Here is a 22,241-nt window from a genome sequence, read left to right as displayed (position 1 = left end):
GGGGTAGATAAAATGGATGAAATGGTAATCGTATTGGATTTTGGGAGTTCTTATAACCAACTTCTAACAAGGAAAATTAGAGGAATGGGTGTATATAGTGAACTGCATTCCCATAAACTGACAGCAACTGAAATAAAAGCAAAGAATCCAAAGGCCATTATTCTTTCAGGTGGACCACATCAAATTGGAGACGAAAATGACTTTCGCTGTGATGAGGAAATTTTTTCCTTAGGTATTCCGGTATTGGGCATTTGTTATGGTATGCAACTGATGGCACTTCATTTTGGCGGCGAACTAGAACAAGACGGCGCTAAAACGTATGAAAAAGACATCATAACTATAAACGAAGATGCACATTTATTTAAAGGAACCCCAAATGAACAAGCAGTATGGATGAGCCGTGGCAATATCGTGCAAAAAGCACCTGCTTCTTTTGCGGTACTTGCTTCAAGCAATGAAGGCCCTGTGGCTGCAATCGGTGATAACAGTAAGCAAATGTATGGATTGCAGTTTCATCCGGAAGTAGATGAATCCGAATTTGGAGCAGATATCTTAAAGCAGTTTTTATTTACAATAAGCGGGTGTCGTGGCGAATGGACGATTGACCGTTTTATGGAAGCGGAAATAGACAATATTCGAAAACAAGTGGGAGAAGAAAAGGTTTTATGTGCGTTAAGCGGTGGGGTTGATTCATCTGTTGTTGCAGCTCTAATCCATAAAGCAATCGGTAATCAGCTGACGTGTATATTTGTTGATCATGGGCTTTTACGGAAAAACGAAGCTGAACAGGTGATGAAGTCACTTGCTGACGATTTTTCCATGAATATCATTAAGGTCGATGCACAAGAACGGTTTTTATCCAAATTGAAATCTGTTGAAGACCCAGAGAAAAAGCGTAAGATTATTGGAAAAGAATTTATTGATGTCTTTGATGACGAAGCGAACAAACTGACCAACATCAAATTTTTAGCTCAAGGAACGGTATATAGTGATGTTATTGAAAGCGGAACAGATACAGGGAAAGTAGTTAAATCACATCATAATGTCGGTGGATTACCGGAAGATATGCAATTTGAATTAATTGAACCGATCCGTATGCTGTTTAAAGATGAAGTACGTGAACTAGGCACAGCCCTCGGTTTGCCGGATCAAATTGTTTGGCGCCAGCCATTTCCAGGGCCGGGACTCGGAATTCGTGTTCTTGGTGAAGTAACAGAGGAAAAATTGTCAATTGTCCGTGAAGCAGATGCTATTTTGCGGGAAGAAATTGCTAATGCCGGTTTGGATCGAGATATTTGGCAATACTTCGCCATACTGCCGAATATACGCAGTGTCGGTGTCGCCGATCATGCGCGGACGTATGATTATACGGTAGGATTACGTGCCGTTCACTCTGTTGATGGAATGACATCCGACTGGGCACGCATTCCGTGGGACGTATTGGAGAAAATTTCATCCCGGATTGTCCAGGAAGTTACGCAAGTGAATCGAGTTGTGTATGATATTACAAGCAAGCCACCAGCAACGATTGAGTGGGAGTAAAACTACAACTTAATTTGAAGTGGGAATGACTATTTAACAGCATTTGCCCTAAGCTAAAATGAACGAAAAAAGTGAAAAACAAGATAGGTGCCTATCAAAAACCCTGCCAAGAAAAAACTTTGGTAGGGAATTTTTTTAAATTGAATTTGGTAGGGAATATTTTTGGTAGAGTATATACATGTCATTTTTAGTTTTAAATGGCAATACTTTATCTTGATAAATAGCAACAGATTTAACTAAAGATAAAATTGAGATTCTTGATTTAATTTTCATATAGGTTAGCTATATCATGTATTTTCCGTTTCAATTCTTTTCGGATATGTAAAGGCTCTAAACATTCACATTTATCACCAAAACTTAAAAGGATATTGTAATAATATTCGTTTTCTATAAAAGGGAAGGTAACAATGTAGTACTCATCACCGTCTGGTGAAAAATGTTCATACATACAATAATCAAGCGCTCTATCCATGACAGATTTATGAATACGAAGTTTGATCTTTAATTGTATAGTTGCCAAAATATCAGTAAAGTCCAATAGTGGTTTTTGATAATCTCGTGGCGTAAAAAAAATCTTTTCTAATTTTAGATTTGATATACGAGCTAATTTAAACAGACGAAAATCATTTCTTTTATAACAGTATCCTTGAAAATACCAATGATTACCCTTCAATACAATTTGATGTGGTTCAGCTTCTCGTTCAGTTTTATTTCCATGACGGTCGGTATATTCAAACGAAAGTAGCTTGCTATCTTGTAAACCTGTTTTTATGATTTCTAAATATGGTTTTACGTTCCTATAATCTATCCACTTACTTAAATCAATATGTATTTGATCTGTTTTTAATTTGATTTCGTCAACTCTATCCACTGGGATAAAACTTTTTACTTTCGCAAGGGCGTTTACCAGTTCGTCACTTTGTATCATATTGGAGAGACTAGAGAGTCCTGTCAAAATTGTAGAAATATCAGTAGTTGAAAAAACTTTTCTATCAATTTTATAATTCTTCATGATTTCAAAGCCACCTCCTACCCCCGATGTTGAGCAAATTGGAATGCCTGCCATGTTGATGGCATCTATATCACGGTAGATTGTGCGAGTTGAAACTTCAAATATATTTGCTAACTCCTGTGCGCCTAATCGTTCTTTATCGAGTAGTATCATAATAATGCTAACAAGCCTGCTAACTTTCATCTGTTAACCGCCTTTCAAAAAGATTTCGTCATTCTAGATTGTTGCCATATTGTTGTCAACAATAGATAAGTATAATAATAATAAAACAATTAATCTATTACAATCATATGGAGGAAAACTATGAAAACAATCTATATTTATGTACTTGATACTTTAGCTGACTGGGAACTAGGATTTGTTACTTCGGAGTTGAATTCTAGGAGATTTTTCAAAGAAGACGCGAATCAATTATCGATTAAAACAGTCAGTTACTCCAAACAATCAATCAGTACAATGGGCGGAATGACAATAATTCCTGACAACTTAATTGATGACATTATTGTAAGCGAAACAAGCATGTTGTTATTACCAGGTGCAGATACATGGAATGATCCAAAGCATGAAGCTATTTTTGTAAAAGCAAGTGAGTTGCTCTCTGTAGGTGCTACAGTATGTGCAATCTGTGGTGCTACCGCAGCACTTGCTAATTCTGGGATACTAGATAACCGTCCGCATACTAGCAATGGACCGGGATTCCTTGAAATGGTTAGCTCTGATTATAAAGGACAAAATTTTTATATAGACCAACCATCTATTGCATCTAGTAACCTTATTACTGCTGGTTCCACTGAAGCTTTGCTATGGACGAAACAAATTATTGAGTGCTTAGGTGTTTTTGAGTCAAACACATTAGAATCTTGGTATAACTATTTTAATACTGGCGATTCTAAATATTTCTTTGAGCTAATGCAAACTTTACCATCTGACAATAAAAATTAAACTATCTTTGTTATTACCAAAGCCCTAAAAAGAGATTACTAAATATGCTAATCTACTTTTGATATTTTTATGTCCAGTAAATCAATTAATGAGCTTAATGCTGATGTATTAGTTGTATCACGTAGATTAGGGCATAACTCACTAGAACACGAACGATTGATGAGTGGTAAAAGATAAAGTTCGTATTTACAGTTGACGCTTCAAAAAAACAGTTGTATGATAGTTTTATGCGTTAGTACAAATGAATAAACCCATCACGTATAATCTGGGAAATATGGCCTGGAGTTTCTACCGGACTACCGTAAATAGTCCGACTACGAGATTGAGAACTTTTAACTAGCAGGGGTGTATTTTGCCTCTTGCTTTTAAGTGATTATTTCTTGTGTGTATTAGAGAGAGCTCCCGGTAAATAGCCTGGAGCTCTTTTAATTTTTTCTTGTTTTGGGTTTATGTACGAAGGCTTTATATTTATTTATCTATTCTTTCATACATTTAGGGAGGTACGACGGTTGAAAAAATATTTTAGATTTGAAGAACTTGGAACGAATTATAAAACAGAGTTTATGGCAGGAATGACTACTTTTTTGGCAATGGCCTACATATTGTTTGTGAACCCTTCAACTTTATCGCTCGCTGGAATTGAAGATTTGCCAGAAGGTGTTACACGAATGGATGAAGGGGCAATATTTACAGCTACTGCGATTGCCGGTGCTATCGGTACATTATTTATGGGGATTATTGCCAGGTATCCGATTGCTCTTGCGCCTGGGATGGGATTGAACGCTTTTTTCGCCTACACGGTAGTTTTAGGATATGGAATTCCTTGGGAAACCGCATTATCAGGGGTTCTCGCTTCTGGACTTATCTTTATTATTTTAACCATATCAGGACTACGTGAAAAGATTATTAATTTGATTCCACCAAATTTGAAAATGGCTGTAGGTGCCGGAATAGGATTATTTATTGCATTTATTGGATTTCAAAACGCAGGCATTATTATTGGAAATGACGCGACATTGGTAGGGATTGGAGATTTTACATCACCAACTGTACTGCTTGCTATTTTTGGTATCATTGTTTCTGTCTCTCTATTAAGCTTAAATATTCGCGGTGGCATTTTTTACGGGATGATTATTACTTCCATTGCTGGAATGATTTTTGGTTTAATTGCACCTCCAACCGGTCTTGGAGGCGTCGTAGGGGAAGTGCCAAGTTTAGCACCAACTTTCGGACAAGCGTTTACACACTTTGGTGATATTTTCACATTACAAATGCTTGTTGTAATCTTAACGTTTCTATTCGTTGATTTTTTTGATACAGCAGGGACACTTGTAGCTGTAGCCACCCAAGCAGGGTTGATGAAAGAGAATAAACTACCGCGTGCAGGTAAAGCGCTGTTCGCTGATTCGACAGCAACTGTGGTAGGCTCCGTTGTTGGGACATCAACAACAACCGCATATGTTGAATCAACAGCAGGGGTTGGTGTCGGTGGTCGTTCCGGATTTACAGCTGTTGTTACTGCTGGATTTTTCTTGTTGGCATTATTTTTCTCGCCATTATTAAGTGTTGTCACACCACAAGTAACCGCTCCAGCATTAATTATTGTCGGTGTATTAATGTCAACAACATTGAAAGATATCGATTGGGACAAATTTGAAATTGCAGTACCTGCTTTTTTAACGATCGTTGCCATGCCGCTTACGTACAGTATTGCAACCGGGATTGCAATCGGCTTTATATTTTATCCGATTACGATGTTACTGAAAGGTCGGGGGAAAGAAATTCATCCTGTTATGTACGGATTGTTTGTTATATTTGTACTCTATTTCATCTTTTTAAGTTAATGAATGTAAAAAACGACTTGAGCGATTATGCTTCAGTCGTTTTTTAATGCCCCGAATCTATGCTTTTTTATAAAGGAAGTAAGATGATATACAGTTAATCCGATTGTACCAACAAGTGCAAATAACCCCATTACCATATATAATGTCTGTCCTCCGAAGGAATCAATCAATGCACCACCGGTTAATGAGCCTACAATACCCGATATTCCAAAGAATACCGAATAAAATACGAGATGCCCCGTGGATTGCAATAAGTTCGGTGTCACGCGTGTTATATAATCGAATGCTGCTAAGTAAAAGACGCCAAACGTTAACCCGTGTAATAATTGCATGCCAATAATATAGATCGGAACGTCAATTGCCGCATATAAAAACCAGCGTATAGTATAGAGTACACCGGCAATGATAATGAAAACAAAAGCATGATATTTTCGAAACCAGTATCCAGCCGTTGCAAATACAGTTGCTTCACTGACTAGTCCGACAAACCAAGCGATGCCGACAAGTCCCTCCGCACCGCCAAGCTGTGTAATGTATAATCCGATAAAACTGTCGTTTGCCCTGTGGGAAATTGTGATCAGCATCATAAAAAGCAAGAAAAGAATAAATGGTTTATTTTTAATTAATTGGCCGACATCTTTAAATTGTATCGGATCGGATTCCGTTTTTACATCCGTTAGGCGGAAAACGATTAGCAAAATGCCCGTTCCAAATATAGCGTACACCCACCCAATATACGAAATGTGCGTGAAGGAAAGGAGGCCTCCAACAATAAGTGATGAAAAGGCAAATCCGATTGAACCCCACGTTCGTATTGTTCCAAAAGAAATCTGTAATTCGTCCGCTCTTCTTTGGGCCAGGCTGTCGCTTAGCGCACCAACCGGTGAAGAAAAGAAATAAAAAATAGCGCCAATAAGTAAAATTGCCATAAACCCGTTCATTTGAAAGAAAATGATGCTAGAGATGATCAATCCTACAACACATAGTAGCAGCATTCGTTTAATGGTTTTGTATTTATCACTCATATATCCCCAGAAAGGTTGGGAGAAAATCGAGGCTAAAGGCCCGATCGCCAATACCCAGCCGATTTCCGTACCGTTCAATTCTTTATATTTTAAATATAAAGGGAGAAAACTGATAATGATCGTATTTGTTGCATGAAAGCTGAATAATAGCATTTTTAAAGGTACTAATGATTCGTTCTTGGGCAACGTGTTCGCTCCTAACTAAAGCTTAAGAAATTAATAGGACTAATTTTTGTTTTATCGAGACAAAAACTGCATATGAATGCAGTTTTGTTTAAGAGGTAAGAAGGTATAAAATTTTCGCATAGCTGTCTAGCTTAAGCGCCTACCCCCTCGAGGTCTTAAGCAAGAATTCCCTGTGGCAAAAACCGCCACTGTGATTTCTTGCTTAAGCTTGTCGGGGGTAAGCAAGGCGCTTGCGCTTTTCTTATACAGTAAGAAAGTATAAAAATTGCGCATAGCTGTCTAGCTTAAGCGCCCAGAAACTAGGCGACTTCCTGCAGCGCCTTACGATAAGTCATCATCGATTCGCGCTGCTCATCGTGATTCCTTTATCTCAGTTGCTTCAGTCCAGTCGCTACGTTTCTAAGCAGGGCGCTTGCGCTTTTCTTATTGAGTAATGACTATTCACTTTTACCATACCTCGGCTAAAAACTCATCCCGTCCTGATTTAGCGCGATCTATTTCATATGCTTCCTTTTCTTTCTTGTAAAAGTCTTGATGATAATTCTCCGCAGGATAAAACGTTGCCGCTGGTAATATTTCCGTAACAATCGGCCCTGAAAATCTACCGCTTGCCTCTATCTCTTGTTTCGATGCTTCAGCAACCCGTTTTTGTTCCTGGTCATGATAAAAAATCGCTGCTCGATATGAGTTACCACGATCCTGGAATTGACCACCTGCATCAGTTGGATCAATTTGTCTCCAAAATATATCAACAATATCCTTATAGGAAATAATTTCTGGATTATACGTAATTTCTACTGCTTCATAATGGCCAGTTGTATCAGTTTTTACATCTTCATAGGTTGGGTTTTCCAAGTGCCCTCCAGTATAACCTGATATAACTTGATCAATGCCGTCCCACTGATCAAACGGTTTTACCATGCACCAAAAGCATCCCCCGGCAAATGTTGCTCTTTTTATTTGTTTGCTCAATTGCTTTCGCGCTCCTTCTTAACGTTGTTACTTACAAAAAATAATTTTATCAGATAGAATGAAAGTAGGCAATGTTTCAACTATAACATAAAGTGAAAGAAGGTAGCATGATGGAAGAACCTTTTGTTCATAAAATTTTTACTGGAAAAGTGAAGCAAATGGGGAACCCCGAAGCGACAAACCCAATGGATAAGCCATGGGAAAGTGGAATTTTTAAATCGGAAGTAGAAGAACAAGTGCGACTAGGAAAAAACGGTTTTACCGGTGATGAAGTGGCTGATACAAGAAATCATGGCGGACCGGAAAAAGCAGTGTTTGCCTATCCGATAAAACATTATACGTATTGGAAAAAAGATTTGGATAATCCAGATATTGGTGAAGGGGCAATGGGTGAAAATTTATCTGTACTTGAAATGGATGAATTTTCAGTTTGTATAGGAGATACGTATCAATTTGGTGATGCTGTTATTCAAGTATCCCAACCGCGTCAACCTTGCTGGAAGCCTGCTCGTCGTTTTCGCGTAAAAGATTTTGCTTTACGGATTCAAAACAGCGGCAGAACCGGTTGGTATTTTCGTGTGTTGGAGGAAGGTCATGTTATTTCTCGTATTGATATTGAGCTTCTTGAACGTCCATATCCACAGTGGACGATTGCTGCCTGCAATGAAGTAATGCATATATATAAGGAAGATCTCCGTTTGGCACAAGAACTTGCAAACTGCGACTTGCTCGCGACGAATTGGAAGCGAACATTAAATAAGCGCTTGCGCGGACAGTCATCGTCCATCGAAAAACGTGTATTCGGTCCAAATGTTAAGTAAGGAATATCGGTTCAAAATATCGCTTTTTACTAAGAAACAAAAACTGTATGCCACCGATCTACTTCTACTATCGATTGTAGATGTAAGCAGGTGGCATTTTAGCTTAATAATTTATTTATTATAATTTGGAAATGAAAACCTAGTTTAATTTGTGTATCATACATATTCCTCTTTATAATGAAATAAAGTAATAGCATCTAAACGTATCCATTGAAAAATTTCTTTTGATTCTATATCGATATGCACGTTTTTGTAGGATGATTAAGAAGCTTTGTTGGTAACGTTGTTCTTACTCATTTGGGAGGGATTGTTTTTGCTCAGTAATGCAGTTGTTATGGTAGTAATCATTCTTATTATTAATATTGTCTATGTATCTTTTTCTACGATGCGGATGATTTTAACATTAAAAGGTCAGCGATACCTAGCAGCGCTTGTCAGTATGTTTGAAATTACGGTTTATGTTCTTGGATTAAGTTTAGTCCTTGATAATTTAGACCAGATTCAAAATATTATTGCATATGCAGTCGGTTTTGGAATAGGGGTTGTTGTAGGAAGTAAAATCGAAGAAAAGCTTGCACTAGGATATATTACCGTAAATGTTGTATCTTCTAACCCCGATATAGCTTTTACGAAAACATTGAGAACGAAGGGATACGGTGTGACGAGCTGGTCCTCATACGGGATGGAAGGCGATCGTCTTTCAATGGAGATTTTAACGCCAAGAAAATTTGAATTAAAATTATATGAAACAATTAATCAACTTGATCCAAAAGCGTTTATTATTTCCTATGAACCGAAGCGAATTCATGGTGGATTTTGGGTGAAGCATGTACGAAAAGGAAAACTGTTGGGTAAGCCTAATATAAACAAAGAAAATAAAAAGCAGAGAACAAAAAAAGAGAAACAGAAAAGTTCAAGTGAACAACAAGTGAATGAGACGGAAGCGAGCGAACAAAACAAAACGAATATGAAACAAGATAACATTTCTGTAAAACCGAACAATAAAACATAAACAATTGAAATCGTTCGATTTTTGTTGACGATAAAACTTGACGTTGGTATACTTGAAATGCAGGTGAAAACATTAAAAATGCTTAACTAAAAATAAATAAGCTTCCTCATATATTTTTGGGAATATGGCTCGAAAGTTTCTACCCGGTACCGTAAATACTGGACTATGAGGGAAGATGAACAAAAGTGATAGGTCATTAAATTGATGAGAAACAGAAGCTGAATAATAGATGTATATCTAAATTAGCTTCTTTTCTGTTTTGGATGCAATGAAGGATTTTTCACAAGCATGCTATGTCTATTCATCTTCTCTCATTAAATAGGGGGAGAGGAATAGATTTTTTTAATTGGTTTTTTGTAGAGGTTGTTCAAAAAGACCGGTAAAAGTGATATATCGAATTTTTTGTCTTCTTATCGTCCTTTTTGAACGCGCATTTGTAATTGTCAGATTAAAAATATTAGCGATTACGAAAACAAGTATTTTAAAAGTATCGTGTCGGGGAAGATACATTCATAGGACGATTTTAGATTAAATTATTATTTGGAAAGAGGGATTTCATGGTACAGGTTGGTGTCATTATGGGAAGTATTTCCGATTGGGAAACAATGCAGCATACGTGTTCCGTACTGGATGACATGGAAATTGCGTATGAAAAAGAAGTCGTTTCTGCGCATCGCACTCCGGATGATATGTTTACTTACGCGAAATCAGCTCGTGAACGTGGATTAAAAGTAATTATTGCGGGTGCTGGTGGAGCAGCTCATTTACCCGGTATGGTTGCCTCACAAACGACGTTACCGGTTATCGGAATTCCTGTGCAAAGTAAAGCTCTAGACGGAATGGATTCTTTATTATCCATCGTACAAATGCCCGGTGGTGTTCCGGTCGCCACGATGGCCATTGGAAAAGCAGGTGCAACAAATGCCGGGTTGTATGCGGCACAAATTATTGGCGCATCGGATGAACATGTTGCCGGAAACCTTGAAACATACCGGAATGAAATGAAGAAAAAAGTAACAGAAATGAGGGACGAGCTTGCGAAAAAATAAGCTGATTTTACCGCCGCAGACAATTGGGATTATTGGCGGTGGACAACTGGGACGGATGATGGCCATTGCTGCTAAGTATATGGGTTACCAAGTCGCTGTTCTAGATCCAACACCAAATTGCCCGACTGCACAAGTTTCAGACAAACAAATTACGGCACGCTATGATGATATGGAAGCTATAAAAGAATTAACAAACATAGCAGATGTGATTACGTATGAATTTGAAAATGTTGATCTTGATGCAGCTTCATACATTGAACAACAAGGAAAACTGCCACAGGGGGCATATGCTCTTCAAATCACTCAAAATCGAGAAGAGGAAAAAACATTAATAAAAGAAAATGGATTGCCGGTTCCTTCCTTTACTATCGTGAACAGTGGTGGAGAATGTAAGCAAGCATTGGAAAAAATGTCCTTGCCTGCAGTAATTAAAACATGCCGCGGGGGTTATGATGGAAAAGGACAATTGAAAATAACGAACGCAAACGATATAGCTGAAGCCGTAACATTTGCTGAAGAGAAACATCCATGCATCGTGGAAGAGTGGATACCGTTTGATAAAGAAATATCCGTTGTTTTCAGTCGATCTCAAGCGGGTGAAATTACATTTTTCCCAATCGCTGAAAATGACCATAAAGATCATATTTTGTATGAAACAACTGTGCCAGCTTCCATTAGCGAATCATTAGCGGAACAAGCACACGAAGCAGCAGCTGTGCTTGCGGAAAAGATTCATGTTGTCGGGACGTTTGCGATTGAAATGTTTGTACGGGATGAGCAAATTTTCATTAATGAAATGGCTCCCCGCCCGCATAACTCCGGACATTATACGATCGAAGCATGCAATGTGTCCCAATTTACGCAGCACATTCGCGCCATTTGTGGGTTGCCGCTTACGGAAATTTCACTTCTACAGCCGGCAATGATGACAAATGTTTTAGGAGAAGACCTTCCAGGGACATTACAAGCGATGCAAAGTTGTTCGGACGGCTTTGTTCATTTATATGGAAAAGATGAGGCGAAAGCGAAAAGAAAAATGGGTCATGTCACTTTTATTGGAGCGACAGAAGAAGCGGTACAACAGCAGGTAAAGCGATTCAAGGAGGAAAGACAATGATTGGACGATATACCCGAGAAGAGATGGGTGAGATATGGACGGAAAAAAATAAATATAAAGCATGGCTGGAAGTGGAACTTCTAGCTTGTGAAGCATGGTCGGAATTAGGGGTGATTCCAAAGGAAGATATCCAACAGCTCCGAAAAAACGCTTCCTTTGATGTTGATCGGATATACGAAATTGAGAAAGAAACGAGACACGATGTCGTTGCTTTTACCCGTACGGTTTCGGAATCGCTAGGGGAAGAAAGAAAATGGGTTCATTACGGGCTTACTTCGACAGACGTTGTGGATACTGCATTATCATTCGTATTAAAGCAAGCAAATGAAATTATTCGAAAAGATATAACGGCATTTATCGACGTATTAAAAGAAAAAGCATTAGAACATAAACATACCGTTATGATGGGTAGAACGCACGGGGTTCATGCTGAACCGACAACGTTCGGGTTGAAAATGGCACTTTGGTATGAAGAAATGAAACGGAATTTGGAGCGTTTTAATGAAGCGGCCGAGCGTGTCGAATTTGGCAAGCTTTCTGGTGCAGTAGGGACATATGCAAATATTGATCCGTATGTAGAACAATACGTCTGTGAAAATTTAGGACTGACGCCGGCGCCGGTATCGACACAAACATTACAGCGTGATCGTCATGCGGCATATGTTTCGGTCCTTTCATTAATAGCGACATCGATCGAAAAATTTTCTACGGAAATTCGTAACTTGCAAAAAACAGAAACACGAGAAGTAGAAGAGTTTTTTGCAGCAGGACAAACCGGTTCCTCTGCGATGCCTCACAAGCGGAATCCGATCGCTTCGGAGAATATGAGCGGAATGGCTCGAGTGATTCGTGGCTATATGATGACTGCTTACGAAAATGTTTCGCTTTGGCATGAACGGGATATATCGCATTCTTCTGCGGAAAGGGTAATTTTACCAGACGCGACGATTGCGTTGAATTACATGTTAAATCGTTTTTCCAATGTCGTACGAAAATTAACGGTGTTCCCGGAAAATATGAGGCGAAATATTGATAAAACGTATGGTGTCATCTTTTCCCAACGGGTGTTGCTTGCGTTAATTGAAAAAGGGATGGCGCGGGAAACGGCCTATGGAATTGTCCAGCCATTAGCAATGGATGCATGGGAGACAGGGGTTCATTTTAAGGAATTGCTCGAGAGAAATGCGGACATTAAGGATGCATTATCACAAAATGAAATAGAAGCCTGTTTTGATCATACGTACCATTTAAAAAATGTTGACCATATATTTACTAGAATCGGATTAGACGATTAAACGATCCGTGTTCCGTCATTTGTTGAATGAACAAGCGGACACATGGGTACATAAAAATCAGCTGAAATAACTATTGACTATTACACTATTGAAGGGAAGATTATCCTTATGTTAAACATCACACCTGAGCAAATAGAGCGGGAGCAGTTGTACAAAGAAATGGGATTATCCGATGAAGAATATAACATGGCAAAAGACGTAATGAATCGATTGCCAAACTATACAGAAACAGGAATCTTTTCTGTTATGTGGTCGGAACATTGCAGCTATAAAACATCGAAGCCGCTGCTTAAAAAATTCCCGACGAAAGCACCGCATGTCCTTCAGGGGCCTGGAGAAGGTGCCGGGGTGATTGATATCGGCAATAATAAAGCAGTTGTTTTTAAACTAGAGAGCCATAACAGCCCATCTGCAGTAGAGCCGTTTGAAGGGGCAGCAACAGGAGTCGGCGGGATTGTTCGTGATGTATTTTCAATGGGAGCAAAACCGATTGCTTTAATGAATTCGTTACGGTTTGGTAATTTAACTGCTGAACGCACCCCGTATTTATTGAAGGAAGTTGCCCGTGGAATTGCACATTATGGAAATACACTGGAAGTGCCAACGGTAGGTGGCGAAATTCAATTTGATGATTGTTATGAGGATAATCCGCTTGTAAATGCGATGTGTATTGGTTTAATTGATCACGCTGATATTCAAAAAGGAGTTGCCTCAGGTGTAGGTAATGTTGTCATTTACGCTGGTAGGGATACAGGTAAAGACGGAATTCATGGCGCAACATTTTCATCTGATGTCGTGGAAGGAGAAGCAGAATCACATACGTCAGCCGTAGCAATTGGTGATCCGGAAATTGAAAAAAGGCTGATAGATGCATGTTTGGAAGTCATTCAGTCAGATGCTTTAGTCGGCATGCAGGATATGGGTGCGGCAGGCCTAACATCTTCCGCCAGTGAAATGGCAAGTGCTGCCGGTACTGGTATTGAGATGGATCTTGATTTCGTACCGCAACGGGAAGAAAATATGAATGCATATGAACTGATGCTCTCTGAATCACAGGAACGGATGCTGCTTGTCGTTAAAAAAGGTCGTGAAAATGAAATTATTGATACATTTTCTAAACACGATATTGATGCAGTAGCAATTGGTACCGTAATCGAGGATAAAGTATTTCGCATTAAGCAGCATGGTGAATTGATGGCGGAAATACCGGTGGATGCATTGGCCGAGGATTCCCCTGTTTACCACTTACCTTCAAAGGAAGCTGCCTATTTTAAAGACTATCAACAAATGGAAAATACGATTCCAGAAGTGACTGATCATAAAGCGATTTTAAAGCAATTGCTGCAACAGCCAACAATAGCTAGTAAGGAATGGGTATACACCCAATACGATACCGGAGCACTTGGCAACACGATCGTTGCACCGGGTTCGGATGCAGCCGTTGTGAAAATAGAAGATACTGACACATCGATCGCCATTACGACGGATTGTAATTCACGGTATATTTACTTAGATCCGGAGACAGGCGGGAAAATTGCCGTAGCAGAGGCGGCTCGTAATATCGTTTGCTCAGGAGCGAAGCCGTTAGCGCTGACAGATGGATTGAATTATGGAAATCCAACGAATCCGGAAGTTTTTTGGCAAATGGAAAAAAGTATTGATGGGATTAGTGAAGCTTCGAAAACACTTGAAACACCTGTCATTAGTGGGAATGTTTCCATGTACAATCAATCAAAAGGGGAAGCTATTTTCCCGACGCCGATTATTGGGATGGTAGGTGTACACACGTCACCGGAGCACATTACCCCGAGCCATTTTCAAGAAGCTGGCGATGTGATCTACCTCGTTGGTGAAACAAAAGCGGAATTCGGTGGCAGTGAATTACAAAATATTGTTGACGGTAAATATAACGGAAAGGCACCTGCTATTGACTTGCATATAGAAGCAAAAAGACAAAAGCAGATTTTGCAGGCTATTCAAGAAGGGGTTGTTCAGTCAGCCCATGATGTTGCAGAGGGAGGTCTAGCTGTAGCGCTTGCTGAAAGTGTTTTTCAGGACAAAGGACTTGGTTTAGACGTTGATATAACCGAAGATGCGACAGTTGCATTATTCAGTGAGTCACAGTCTAGATTTATTATCACCGTAAAAAAAGAAAATCAATCAAGGTTTGAAAGCATTATTGATGACGCAACAGCAATTGGTCAAGTGACCAATGACGGAAAGTATGTTGTCCAAAAAAATGATACAAGCATCGTAGAAGAAGATGTGAAAATACTAAGCAGCCTTTGGAAAGAAGCAATACCAAATAAGTTGAAATCAAACGAATAAATGGGGAATGTGTGATGTTTGGAATTTGGGGGCACGAGCAAGCAGCAGCAATCACGTATTACGGACTTCATGCCCTTCAGCACCGTGGACAGGAAAGCGCAGGAGTTGTCATCAGTGACGGAGAGAAATTAAAGCTTCATCGCAGGCTTGGACTGGTGAACGATGTATTTAAACGGGTCGACTTTTCTAAGCTTAGTGGGCATGCTGCAATCGGGCATGTTCGTTATGCGGGTGAAGGGGACAGCGAGGTTGATGCAGTTCAACCGCTAATTTTTCGATCTCAAAAGGGAAGTCTCGCTGTAGCCCATAATGGCAATATTATGAATGCTCATACCCTCCGCGGGGAATTGGAGGACCAGGGAAGCATCCTGCAGACGACATCTGACCCGGAAATATTAGCTCATTTAATAAGACGTACCGGAAAAGATACAACCGAAGAAGCAATCATTGAAGCATTGCAAAAAATTGTTGGTGCATATGCATTTTTAATGCTACAGGAAGATCGCATGATTGTAGCTCTTGATCCGCGGGGAATTCGTCCGTTGTCTATCGGCAAACTTGGTGACGCTTATGTGGTTGCAGCGGAAACATGTGCATTCGACATCGTTGGTGCAACGTTCGAACGTGAAGTAATGCCAGGCGAGTTACTGACAATTAGCAACGAAGGTATTCGTTCCACTCGATTTGCTTTTCGTGAAGCTCGAAAAATATGTGGCATGGAATATGTTTATTTATCAAGGCCGGACAGCGACTTAAATCATGTCAATGTGCATGCTTCCCGTAAACAAATGGGAATCGAACTAGCAAAAGAATCCCTCGTTGAGGCGGATGTAGTTACAGGGGTGCCGGATTCAAGCATATCTGCTGCTATTGGCTATGCGGAACAAAGTGGGCTGCCGTATGAGATGGGTGTAATTAAAAACCGATACATCGGCAGAACATTTATTCAGCCAACACAGGAGTTGCGTGATCAAGGGGTAAAAATGAAACTTACACCTGTTCGCGGGATCGTCCAAGGCAAACGTGTTGTTATGATTGACGATTCCATTGTACGTGGTACGACGTGCAAACGAATTGTTCGTATGATTAAAGAGGCTGGAGCGACCGAAGTGCACGTGCGAATCGCTTCTCCACATATTGAAAGTCCGTGCTATTACGGAATTGATATGAAGACAAAGGAAGAACTAATCGCTGCCAATAACTCGATCGAAGAAATACGTGAAATTATTGGTGCAGATAGTCTAGCATTTTTAAGTAAAGATGGACTGGAGAACGCCATCGTAAAAGATAAAACAATTAACCAGGGTATATGCAGCGCCTGCTTTACAGGAGATTATCCAGTAAAATTAAATGATTAAAAAAGTAGAGCGTGCTTTGTAATTGGGAACGGATCGCGCGTAGAGGTGTGAGAAGCGCGCATGAATATGGCGGGAATGCGCATGGCGTGGAGAGTATCGCGCATCAAGCCGGGAGGAACGCTCGTTAACATGAGAGGAACGCGCGTCACAACGTGTGACCCACTCGATCCTTGTAAGGAACTCTCGTTAGCTACCTGTATTATGATTCAATGGAACAATAAAAATCATATGAACTTGCTTCTTCAATTTTTCTTTAAAGAAATCATTTAGCTTGTCTTTTCATTAATAAAATTTTAAAACACTTTTATTTAGGGGCGTAATAAATGTCAAATGTATATAAAAAAGCCGGAGTAGATGTTAATAAAGGCTATGAGGCTGTGGAGCGGATGAAAAAGCACATTTCCAAAACATCCCGTCCAGAGGTGCTTGGCGGCATTGGTTCATTTGCCGGGTTGTTTGAGTTAACGAATCTGAACTATGATGAGCCTGTACTCGTTTCCGGAACAGATGGTGTTGGCACTAAATTAAAGCTCGCTTTTCAAATGGATCAGCATGATACGATTGGAATTGATTTAGTCGCGATGTGTGTAAACGATATTGTAGCACAAGGAGCCAAACCATTATTTTTCTTGGACTATATAGGCTGTGGGAAAAATAACCCAGAAACCATTGAACAAATCGTTGCCGGAATTTCTGAAGGCTGTGTGCAAGCCGGTGCAGCTCTCGTAGGGGGAGAAACTGCGGAGATGCCCGGTATGTATGCGGAAGATGAATATGATTTAGCTGGATTCACAGTAGGTATTGCTGAAAAATCAAAGCTGATTACAGGGGACGCTATAAAAACAAACGATGCAGTGATAGGGATTGCTTCCAGTGGAATTCATTCGAATGGATACTCTCTTGTCCGTAAACTAGTTGAGCAGTACGACCTTGATAAAAAATATGAAGGACTGTCTGAACCTTTAGGGAATACGCTGCTCACACCGACAAAAATTTACGCAAAAGCAGTCGCATCTGTAATGGAAAACATTGAAATTAAAGGAATTTCCCATATTACCGGTGGTGGATTTTATGAAAATTTCCCACGTATGCTTCCGGAAGGACTCGGAGTCGAACTTGATTCGGCAAGCTGGGACGTACCGGAAATTTTCTCATTTCTGCAAAAGTCCGGTCAAATTTCTACAGAAGAAATGTACGGCGTTTTTAATATGGGGATTGGAATGGCGCTCGTTGTTGCCGAAGAAGATGTCACCAAAGCATTGGGCATATTAAATGATCAAGGAGAACAAGCTGCCCTTATCGGAAAAGTGACTGATCGCGAAGGAGTATTTTTCCATGAGTAAGGTCCGTGCTGCGGTGTTTGCATCCGGGACAGGGAGCAATTTTGAAGCAATTATGAAAGAAAAAATTCCCGGCTGCGACATAACGTTCCTCGTATGTGATCAACCTGACGCTAAAGTAATAGATAAAGCCAATTATTTTGACGTTCCAACGTTCGTGTTTTCCGCAAAAGATTACCCTTCCAAACAAGCTTACGAGCGAGTGTTGGTTGATAAGCTGCAAGAAGCTGGTGTGACGTGGATATTTTTAGCCGGCTATATGCGCATGATTGGAAAAATGTTGCTTGACGTGTATGAGGAAAGAATTATTAATATTCACCCGTCTCTTCTACCTGCATTTCCTGGAAAAGATGCCATCGGACAAGCAGTTGAAGCAGGTGTTGGGAAAACCGGTGTTACGGTACATTATGTAGATAGCGGAATGGATTCAGGACCAATTATTGCGCAGGAAGAGCTGGAAATGTTCCCGGATGAAACGATTGAGACGTTAAAAAAACGCATCCAAAAAGTGGAACATCGCTTATATCCGCGTGTCATCAAAGACCTTATGTTGAAGGATTAGCAATATCCTCAGGTCATCAGCGAAATAATAACAAATCTCGCCTACTCTTGCTGGTGAATGGTTCTATGTGAGATAGAATCGCAAGAGCTTAAGCGCTATGTTTAAATTTTTTATTAAAGGAGCAAAACCGATGAAAAAGCGAGCATTAATTAGTGTTTCCAACAAAGAAAATATTGCGGAGTTTGCCAAAGGACTTATTAGTTTAGGATATGAAATTATTTCTACTGGCGGAACACTACGCCTCATACAGGAAGCTGGGATTGAAGCAGAAAACGTCGACTCTATAACTGATTTTCCAGAAATTCTGGACGGCCGAGTTAAAACACTTCACCCAAATGTACACGGTGGATTACTGGCAAAAAGAGATAATGCTGACCACGAAAAGCAATTACAGGAAAACAACATCGACCCGATTGATCTTGTCGTTGTAAATTTATATCCCTTCAAAGAAACATTGGCAAAACTGGGTGTTTCTGATGAAGAAATTGTAGAAAATATTGACATTGGTGGACCGACGATGCTTCGTGCAGCAGCCAAGAACTTCCGAGATGTTACGGTTGTTGTAGATCCGGCTGATTATGAGTCCGTTCTTGAAGGATTAAAACAACAAAACGTAAACGTGGCAAAACGTCAACAACTTGCTGCGAAAGTTTTCCGGCATACGGCGCATTATGATGCGATGATCGCACGTTATTTTACAGAACAGACGCGAGAGACTTTTCCGGAAACATACACGGTTACATATGAAAAAGTACAATCTTTACGATATGGTGAAAACCCGCATCAAAAAGCAGCTTTTTACAGAGAAGCGCAAAGCACAACATTAAGCTTGGCATCGTCTGAGCAGCTTCACGGGAAGGAACTATCCTATAACAATATCCAAGATGCGAATGCAGCGCTTGAAATGGTAGCAGAATATGAGGAGCCGGCCGTTGTAGCAGTTAAGCATATGAACCCATGTGGCATCGGTTTGGCGGATACAATTAGTCATGCGTTTCAACGAGCGTATGATGCGGACCCCGTTTCAATTTTTGGTGGTATTATTGCTTGTAACCGGGAAGTGGATGAGGCAACAGCGGAGCAATTAAGTGCGTTATTCCTAGAAATTGTAATGGCACCAAGTTTTACGGAAAAGGCATTTGACATTTTAACACAAAAGAAAAATATTCGATTGCTAACGGTTGAAATGACAAAAGATGATCAAGTATACAACAAATTAACGACCGTTAAAGGTGGCGCTCTTGTTCAGAACAGTGACCAAGGTCAGGTAACAGAAGAACAGTTAACATGTCCAACCGAACGTCAGCCATCCAAAGAAGAAATTGCTGATTTGTTGTTTTCTTGGAAAGCGGTCAAACACGTTAAATCAAATGCTATTGTACTCGCTAAAGACAAGCAAACGATCGGTATTGGTGCGGGCCAGATGAATAGGGTAGGGGCAGCGAAAATTGCAATCGAGCAAGCAGATTCGAAAACAAAAGGTGCAGTGCTGGCTTCCGATGCCTTTTTCCCTATGCCGGACACGGTTGAAACAGCAGCGGCATCAGGTATTACAGCGATAATCCAGCCAGGTGGTTCCAAGCGTGATCAAGATTCCATTGACGCCTGTAACAAACACGGAATTGCCATGGTATTTACAAATATGCGCCATTTTAAACATTAATCGTTAATAGTGCGTGTTCAAAAAGTGCCGAATTAGGAGCAAGAAGGTCGAGGCGGCGCAGTTCGAGCAGCGGAATGTATGCATTTAAATACATGAGTAGCGGAGAAACAAGCGAACGAAGAGATTCGCCTCTAATAATTTGGTGGCTTTTTGAACAACTTCTAATAGACGAAAAATGAATACAACATATGAAAGGTGTAGTTCGATGAACATTTTAGTTGTAGGTCGCGGTGGTCGCGAGCATAGTTTGGTCATGCATTTAGAAAAAAGTAGTCAAGTGGATAAACTTTACGCTGCGCCGGGTAATGGTGGGATGGATAAGCATGCTACGTGTGTGAATATTAATGAAATGGACATTGATGGTTTGGTTCACTTTGCCAAAGAAGCAGGCATCGACTTAACAATTGTTGGTCCGGAAGCTCCGTTAAATGCTGGAATTGCTGATCGTTTTCAGGAAGAAAATTTAGCTGTTTTTGCACCAACTGAAAAAGCCGCGTTACTCGAAGGCAGTAAAAGCTTTGCAAAAGATTTCATGAAAAAATACGAAATACCTACCGCAGCATATGAAACATTTACGGATGCCGAAGCAGCAAAACGTTACATTGAGCAACAAGGCGCTCCTATCGTTGTTAAAGCAGATGGTTTGGCAGAAGGAAAAGGTGTGATCGTTGCTGAAACAAAAGAGCAGGCAATCGAAGCAATTGACAATATGATGATTGAAAAAACGTTTGCCGAAGCTGGAGCAACCATTGTTATTGAAGAGTTTCTTGAAGGGAATGAGTTTTCCTTAATGGCCTTCGTACATGAAAATAATGTATTTCCCATGATGCCGGCAAGAGACCATAAACGAGCCTATGATAACGATGAAGGGCCAAATACGGGCGGCATGGGAGCATTTGCCCCGGTGCCTGACGTTACAGAAGATATTTTAACCTATACGGAAAAAGTTGTACTTCAAAAAGCGGCAGACAGCTTGATGGAGGAAGGACGGCCTTTTACAGGAATTTTATATGCTGGACTAATGAACACACCGAAAGGGCCGAAAGTAATCGAGTTCAACACTCGTTTTGGTGACCCGGAAACACAAGTCGTGCTGCCTTTAATGAATAACGATCTTGATCAGGTTATTCTTGATGTCATGGCCGGAAAAGATCCTGAATTGGAGTGGAAAGACGAAGCGTGCGTTGGGGTTGTTGTCGCCTCCGCAGGTTACCCGGGTTTATATAAAAAAGGAGCCCCTATTCCTGTATCCGAGCCAACCGATTATACATTTGTCGTTCAAGCAGGTACGGAAAAATCAAAAGACGGAATCGTATCGAACGGCGGTAGAGTACTTTTGGTTGGAGCAGTTGGAGAGAATTTAGATCAAGCAGCACAAACCGCATATGACTATTTGCAAATTTTTAATACAACAGATGCATTTTTCTATCGGAAGGATATTGGGATAAATAAAATTTAAATAAAAATAATTAACAGTATATCAAGTCCATGGATTTGATATGCTGTTTTTAATTGGATTTAACAGCGCCAGCCGCGTGCCCGAAATCGAAAAAAAGGCAGTGTGTGTGTCACGCGGGACTCCGCCACGTGCTCGAGATCGAGAAAAAGTTGGTGTTTGGGTTACACGGGACTCCGCCACGTGCCCGGAATTGAGAAGAAGTCGGAGTTTGGGTCACGCGGGATTCCGCCACGTGTTCGAAATCGAGAAGAGGTCGGTGTTTGGGTTACACGGGACTCCGCCACGTGCTCGAGAATCGAGAAGAAGTTGGTGTTTGGGTTACACGGGACTCCGCCACGTGCCCGAATTGAGAAGAAGTCGGAGTTTGGGTCACGCGGGATTCCGCCACGTGCTCGAAATCGAGAAGAGGTCGGTGTTTGGGTCACACGGGATTCCGCCACGTGTTCGAAATAGAGAAGAAGGCAGTGTTTGGGTTACAAGGGACTCCACCACATGTCCGACATCATGAACAAGGGATTGCTTCAGTCACGCAAGACTTTTTACGTTCTCGGCATTAAAAAAAGAGGAGTACTTCAGTCAAACAAGTACCCCTTCTTCAGGAAATACAAGGCACTGGAAATATTTTGTTTCTACAATAATAACGGTTGGTCATAAAATAGTCATTTTAACGAAGCAAAACAACGTTAATCCTGCGTATAAATATGGTAAACTGTT

General features: G+C 40.4%; 17 protein-coding genes and 2 riboswitches. Of the genes, 14 read left to right on the top strand and 3 right to left on the bottom strand.

Annotated elements, in window-relative coordinates; translation table 11 throughout:
• The first annotated feature begins 12 nt into the window (after positions 1-12).
• Positions 13-1,542 (top strand): glutamine-hydrolyzing GMP synthase, encoded by a 1,530-nt coding sequence (guaA, locus tag ACLIBG_RS01045; RefSeq protein WP_439310830.1) that lies wholly within the window; start codon positions 13-15, stop codon positions 1,540-1,542.
• A 262-nt stretch (positions 1,543-1,804) separates the two neighbouring features.
• Here the strand turns inward: guaA and ACLIBG_RS01040 are convergent, their stop codons facing one another.
• On the bottom strand, positions 1,805-2,737 hold the full coding sequence (locus ACLIBG_RS01040) for a helix-turn-helix transcriptional regulator (RefSeq protein WP_439310829.1): 933 nt from the start codon (positions 2,735-2,737) through the stop codon (positions 1,805-1,807).
• A gap of 120 nt (positions 2,738-2,857) precedes the next feature.
• Here ACLIBG_RS01040 and ACLIBG_RS01035 point away from each other — a divergent pair, with 120 nt between their 5' ends.
• Complete coding sequence (locus ACLIBG_RS01035) at positions 2,858-3,496, top strand: DJ-1/PfpI family protein (RefSeq protein ID WP_439310828.1); 639 nt, start codon at positions 2,858-2,860, stop codon at positions 3,494-3,496.
• Positions 3,497-3,732: 236 nt separating this feature from the next.
• Positions 3,733-3,833: riboswitch (purine riboswitch) on the top strand.
• Positions 3,834-4,005: 172 nt separating this feature from the next.
• A complete protein-coding gene (locus tag ACLIBG_RS01030; RefSeq protein WP_439310827.1) occupies positions 4,006-5,340 on the top strand; it encodes an NCS2 family permease in 1,335 nt (444 codons plus the stop codon).
• 32 nt (positions 5,341-5,372) lie between these two features.
• Here ACLIBG_RS01030 and ACLIBG_RS01025 read toward each other — a convergent pair whose 3' ends face one another.
• Together ACLIBG_RS01025 and msrA are read right to left on the bottom strand one after the other, a co-directional pair.
• Complete coding sequence (locus tag ACLIBG_RS01025) at positions 5,373-6,551, bottom strand: MFS transporter (RefSeq protein ID WP_439310826.1); 1,179 nt, start codon at positions 6,549-6,551, stop codon at positions 5,373-5,375.
• 447 nt (positions 6,552-6,998) lie between these two features.
• Positions 6,999-7,523, bottom strand: coding sequence for a peptide-methionine (S)-S-oxide reductase MsrA (gene msrA / locus ACLIBG_RS01020; RefSeq protein ID WP_439310825.1), 525 nt, complete (start codon positions 7,521-7,523; stop codon positions 6,999-7,001).
• Between the two features lie 110 nt (positions 7,524-7,633).
• Here msrA and ACLIBG_RS01015 point away from each other — a divergent pair, with 110 nt between their 5' ends.
• The 11 genes from ACLIBG_RS01015 to purD all read left to right on the top strand — a co-directional run bounded on the left by ACLIBG_RS01015 (position 7,634) and on the right by purD (position 21,527).
• Positions 7,634-8,344, top strand: coding sequence for an MOSC domain-containing protein (locus tag ACLIBG_RS01015; RefSeq protein WP_439310824.1), 711 nt, complete (start codon positions 7,634-7,636; stop codon positions 8,342-8,344).
• 313 nt (positions 8,345-8,657) lie between these two features.
• Positions 8,658-9,356, top strand: a complete 699-nt coding sequence (locus ACLIBG_RS01010; protein WP_439310823.1) for a DUF2179 domain-containing protein — start codon at positions 8,658-8,660, stop codon at positions 9,354-9,356.
• Positions 9,357-9,442: 86 nt separating this feature from the next.
• Positions 9,443-9,542, top strand: a riboswitch (purine riboswitch).
• A gap of 371 nt (positions 9,543-9,913) precedes the next feature.
• Complete coding sequence (gene purE / locus ACLIBG_RS01005) at positions 9,914-10,405, top strand: 5-(carboxyamino)imidazole ribonucleotide mutase (protein WP_439310822.1); 492 nt, start codon at positions 9,914-9,916, stop codon at positions 10,403-10,405.
• Positions 10,392-11,522 (top strand): 5-(carboxyamino)imidazole ribonucleotide synthase, encoded by a 1,131-nt coding sequence (gene purK / locus ACLIBG_RS01000; RefSeq protein WP_439310821.1) that lies wholly within the window; start codon positions 10,392-10,394, stop codon positions 11,520-11,522. Before purE ends, purK begins: the two co-directional genes overlap by 14 nt.
• A complete protein-coding gene (purB, locus tag ACLIBG_RS00995; protein ID WP_439310820.1) occupies positions 11,519-12,817 on the top strand; it encodes an adenylosuccinate lyase in 1,299 nt (432 codons plus the stop codon). The genes purK and purB overlap by 4 nt, the downstream gene beginning before the upstream one ends.
• Before the next feature lie 108 nt (positions 12,818-12,925).
• A complete protein-coding gene (purL, locus tag ACLIBG_RS00990; RefSeq protein WP_439310819.1) occupies positions 12,926-15,145 on the top strand; it encodes a phosphoribosylformylglycinamidine synthase subunit PurL in 2,220 nt (739 codons plus the stop codon).
• Positions 15,146-15,159: 14 nt separating this feature from the next.
• Entirely contained in the window at positions 15,160-16,503 is a 1,344-nt protein-coding gene (gene purF, locus ACLIBG_RS00985) for an amidophosphoribosyltransferase (protein WP_439310818.1), read from the top strand.
• A 323-nt stretch (positions 16,504-16,826) separates the two neighbouring features.
• On the top strand, positions 16,827-17,846 hold the full coding sequence (gene purM / locus ACLIBG_RS00980; protein WP_439310817.1) for a phosphoribosylformylglycinamidine cyclo-ligase: 1,020 nt from the start codon (positions 16,827-16,829) through the stop codon (positions 17,844-17,846).
• A complete protein-coding gene (gene purN, locus ACLIBG_RS00975) occupies positions 17,839-18,405 on the top strand; it encodes a phosphoribosylglycinamide formyltransferase (RefSeq protein WP_439310816.1) in 567 nt (188 codons plus the stop codon). The genes purM and purN overlap by 8 nt, the downstream gene beginning before the upstream one ends.
• Before the next feature lie 130 nt (positions 18,406-18,535).
• Entirely contained in the window at positions 18,536-20,068 is a 1,533-nt protein-coding gene (purH, locus tag ACLIBG_RS00970; protein WP_439310815.1) for a bifunctional phosphoribosylaminoimidazolecarboxamide formyltransferase/IMP cyclohydrolase, read from the top strand.
• 205 nt (positions 20,069-20,273) lie between these two features.
• The gene (gene purD / locus ACLIBG_RS00965; RefSeq protein ID WP_439310814.1) at positions 20,274-21,527 is read left to right on the top strand and encodes a phosphoribosylamine--glycine ligase; all 1,254 of its coding nucleotides are present in this window, start codon (positions 20,274-20,276) and stop codon (positions 21,525-21,527) included.
• The last annotated feature ends 714 nt before the right edge of the window (positions 21,528-22,241 follow it).

The organism is Virgibacillus sp. W0181 (assembly GCF_051846915.1).
Taxonomy (GTDB): Bacteria; Bacillota; Bacilli; order Bacillales; family Amphibacillaceae; genus JBPYCR01.
Note: the sequence above shows the minus strand (reverse complement) of the source record. Positions and strands in the feature narration are given on the sequence as shown.

Bases quoted from the DNA above. Each gene is read 5' to 3' on its own strand.
- guaA (WP_439310830.1), top strand. From the start codon at position 13: ATGGATGAAATGGTAATCGTATTGGATTTTGGGAGTTCTTATAACCAA.
- ACLIBG_RS01040 (WP_439310829.1), bottom strand. From the start codon at position 2,737: ATGAAAGTTAGCAGGCTTGTTAGCATTATTATGATACTACTCGATAAA.
- ACLIBG_RS01035 (WP_439310828.1), top strand. From the start codon at position 2,858: ATGAAAACAATCTATATTTATGTACTTGATACTTTAGCTGACTGGGAA.
- ACLIBG_RS01015 (WP_439310824.1), top strand. From the start codon at position 7,634: ATGGAAGAACCTTTTGTTCATAAAATTTTTACTGGAAAAGTGAAGCAA.
- purE (WP_439310822.1), top strand. From the start codon at position 9,914: ATGGTACAGGTTGGTGTCATTATGGGAAGTATTTCCGATTGGGAAACA.
- purB (WP_439310820.1), top strand. From the start codon at position 11,519: ATGATTGGACGATATACCCGAGAAGAGATGGGTGAGATATGGACGGAA.
- purL (WP_439310819.1), top strand. From the start codon at position 12,926: ATGTTAAACATCACACCTGAGCAAATAGAGCGGGAGCAGTTGTACAAA.
- purF (WP_439310818.1), top strand. From the start codon at position 15,160: ATGTTTGGAATTTGGGGGCACGAGCAAGCAGCAGCAATCACGTATTAC.
- purM (WP_439310817.1), top strand. From the start codon at position 16,827: ATGTCAAATGTATATAAAAAAGCCGGAGTAGATGTTAATAAAGGCTAT.
- purN (WP_439310816.1), top strand. From the start codon at position 17,839: ATGAGTAAGGTCCGTGCTGCGGTGTTTGCATCCGGGACAGGGAGCAAT.
- purH (WP_439310815.1), top strand. From the start codon at position 18,536: ATGAAAAAGCGAGCATTAATTAGTGTTTCCAACAAAGAAAATATTGCG.
- purD (WP_439310814.1), top strand. From the start codon at position 20,274: ATGAACATTTTAGTTGTAGGTCGCGGTGGTCGCGAGCATAGTTTGGTC.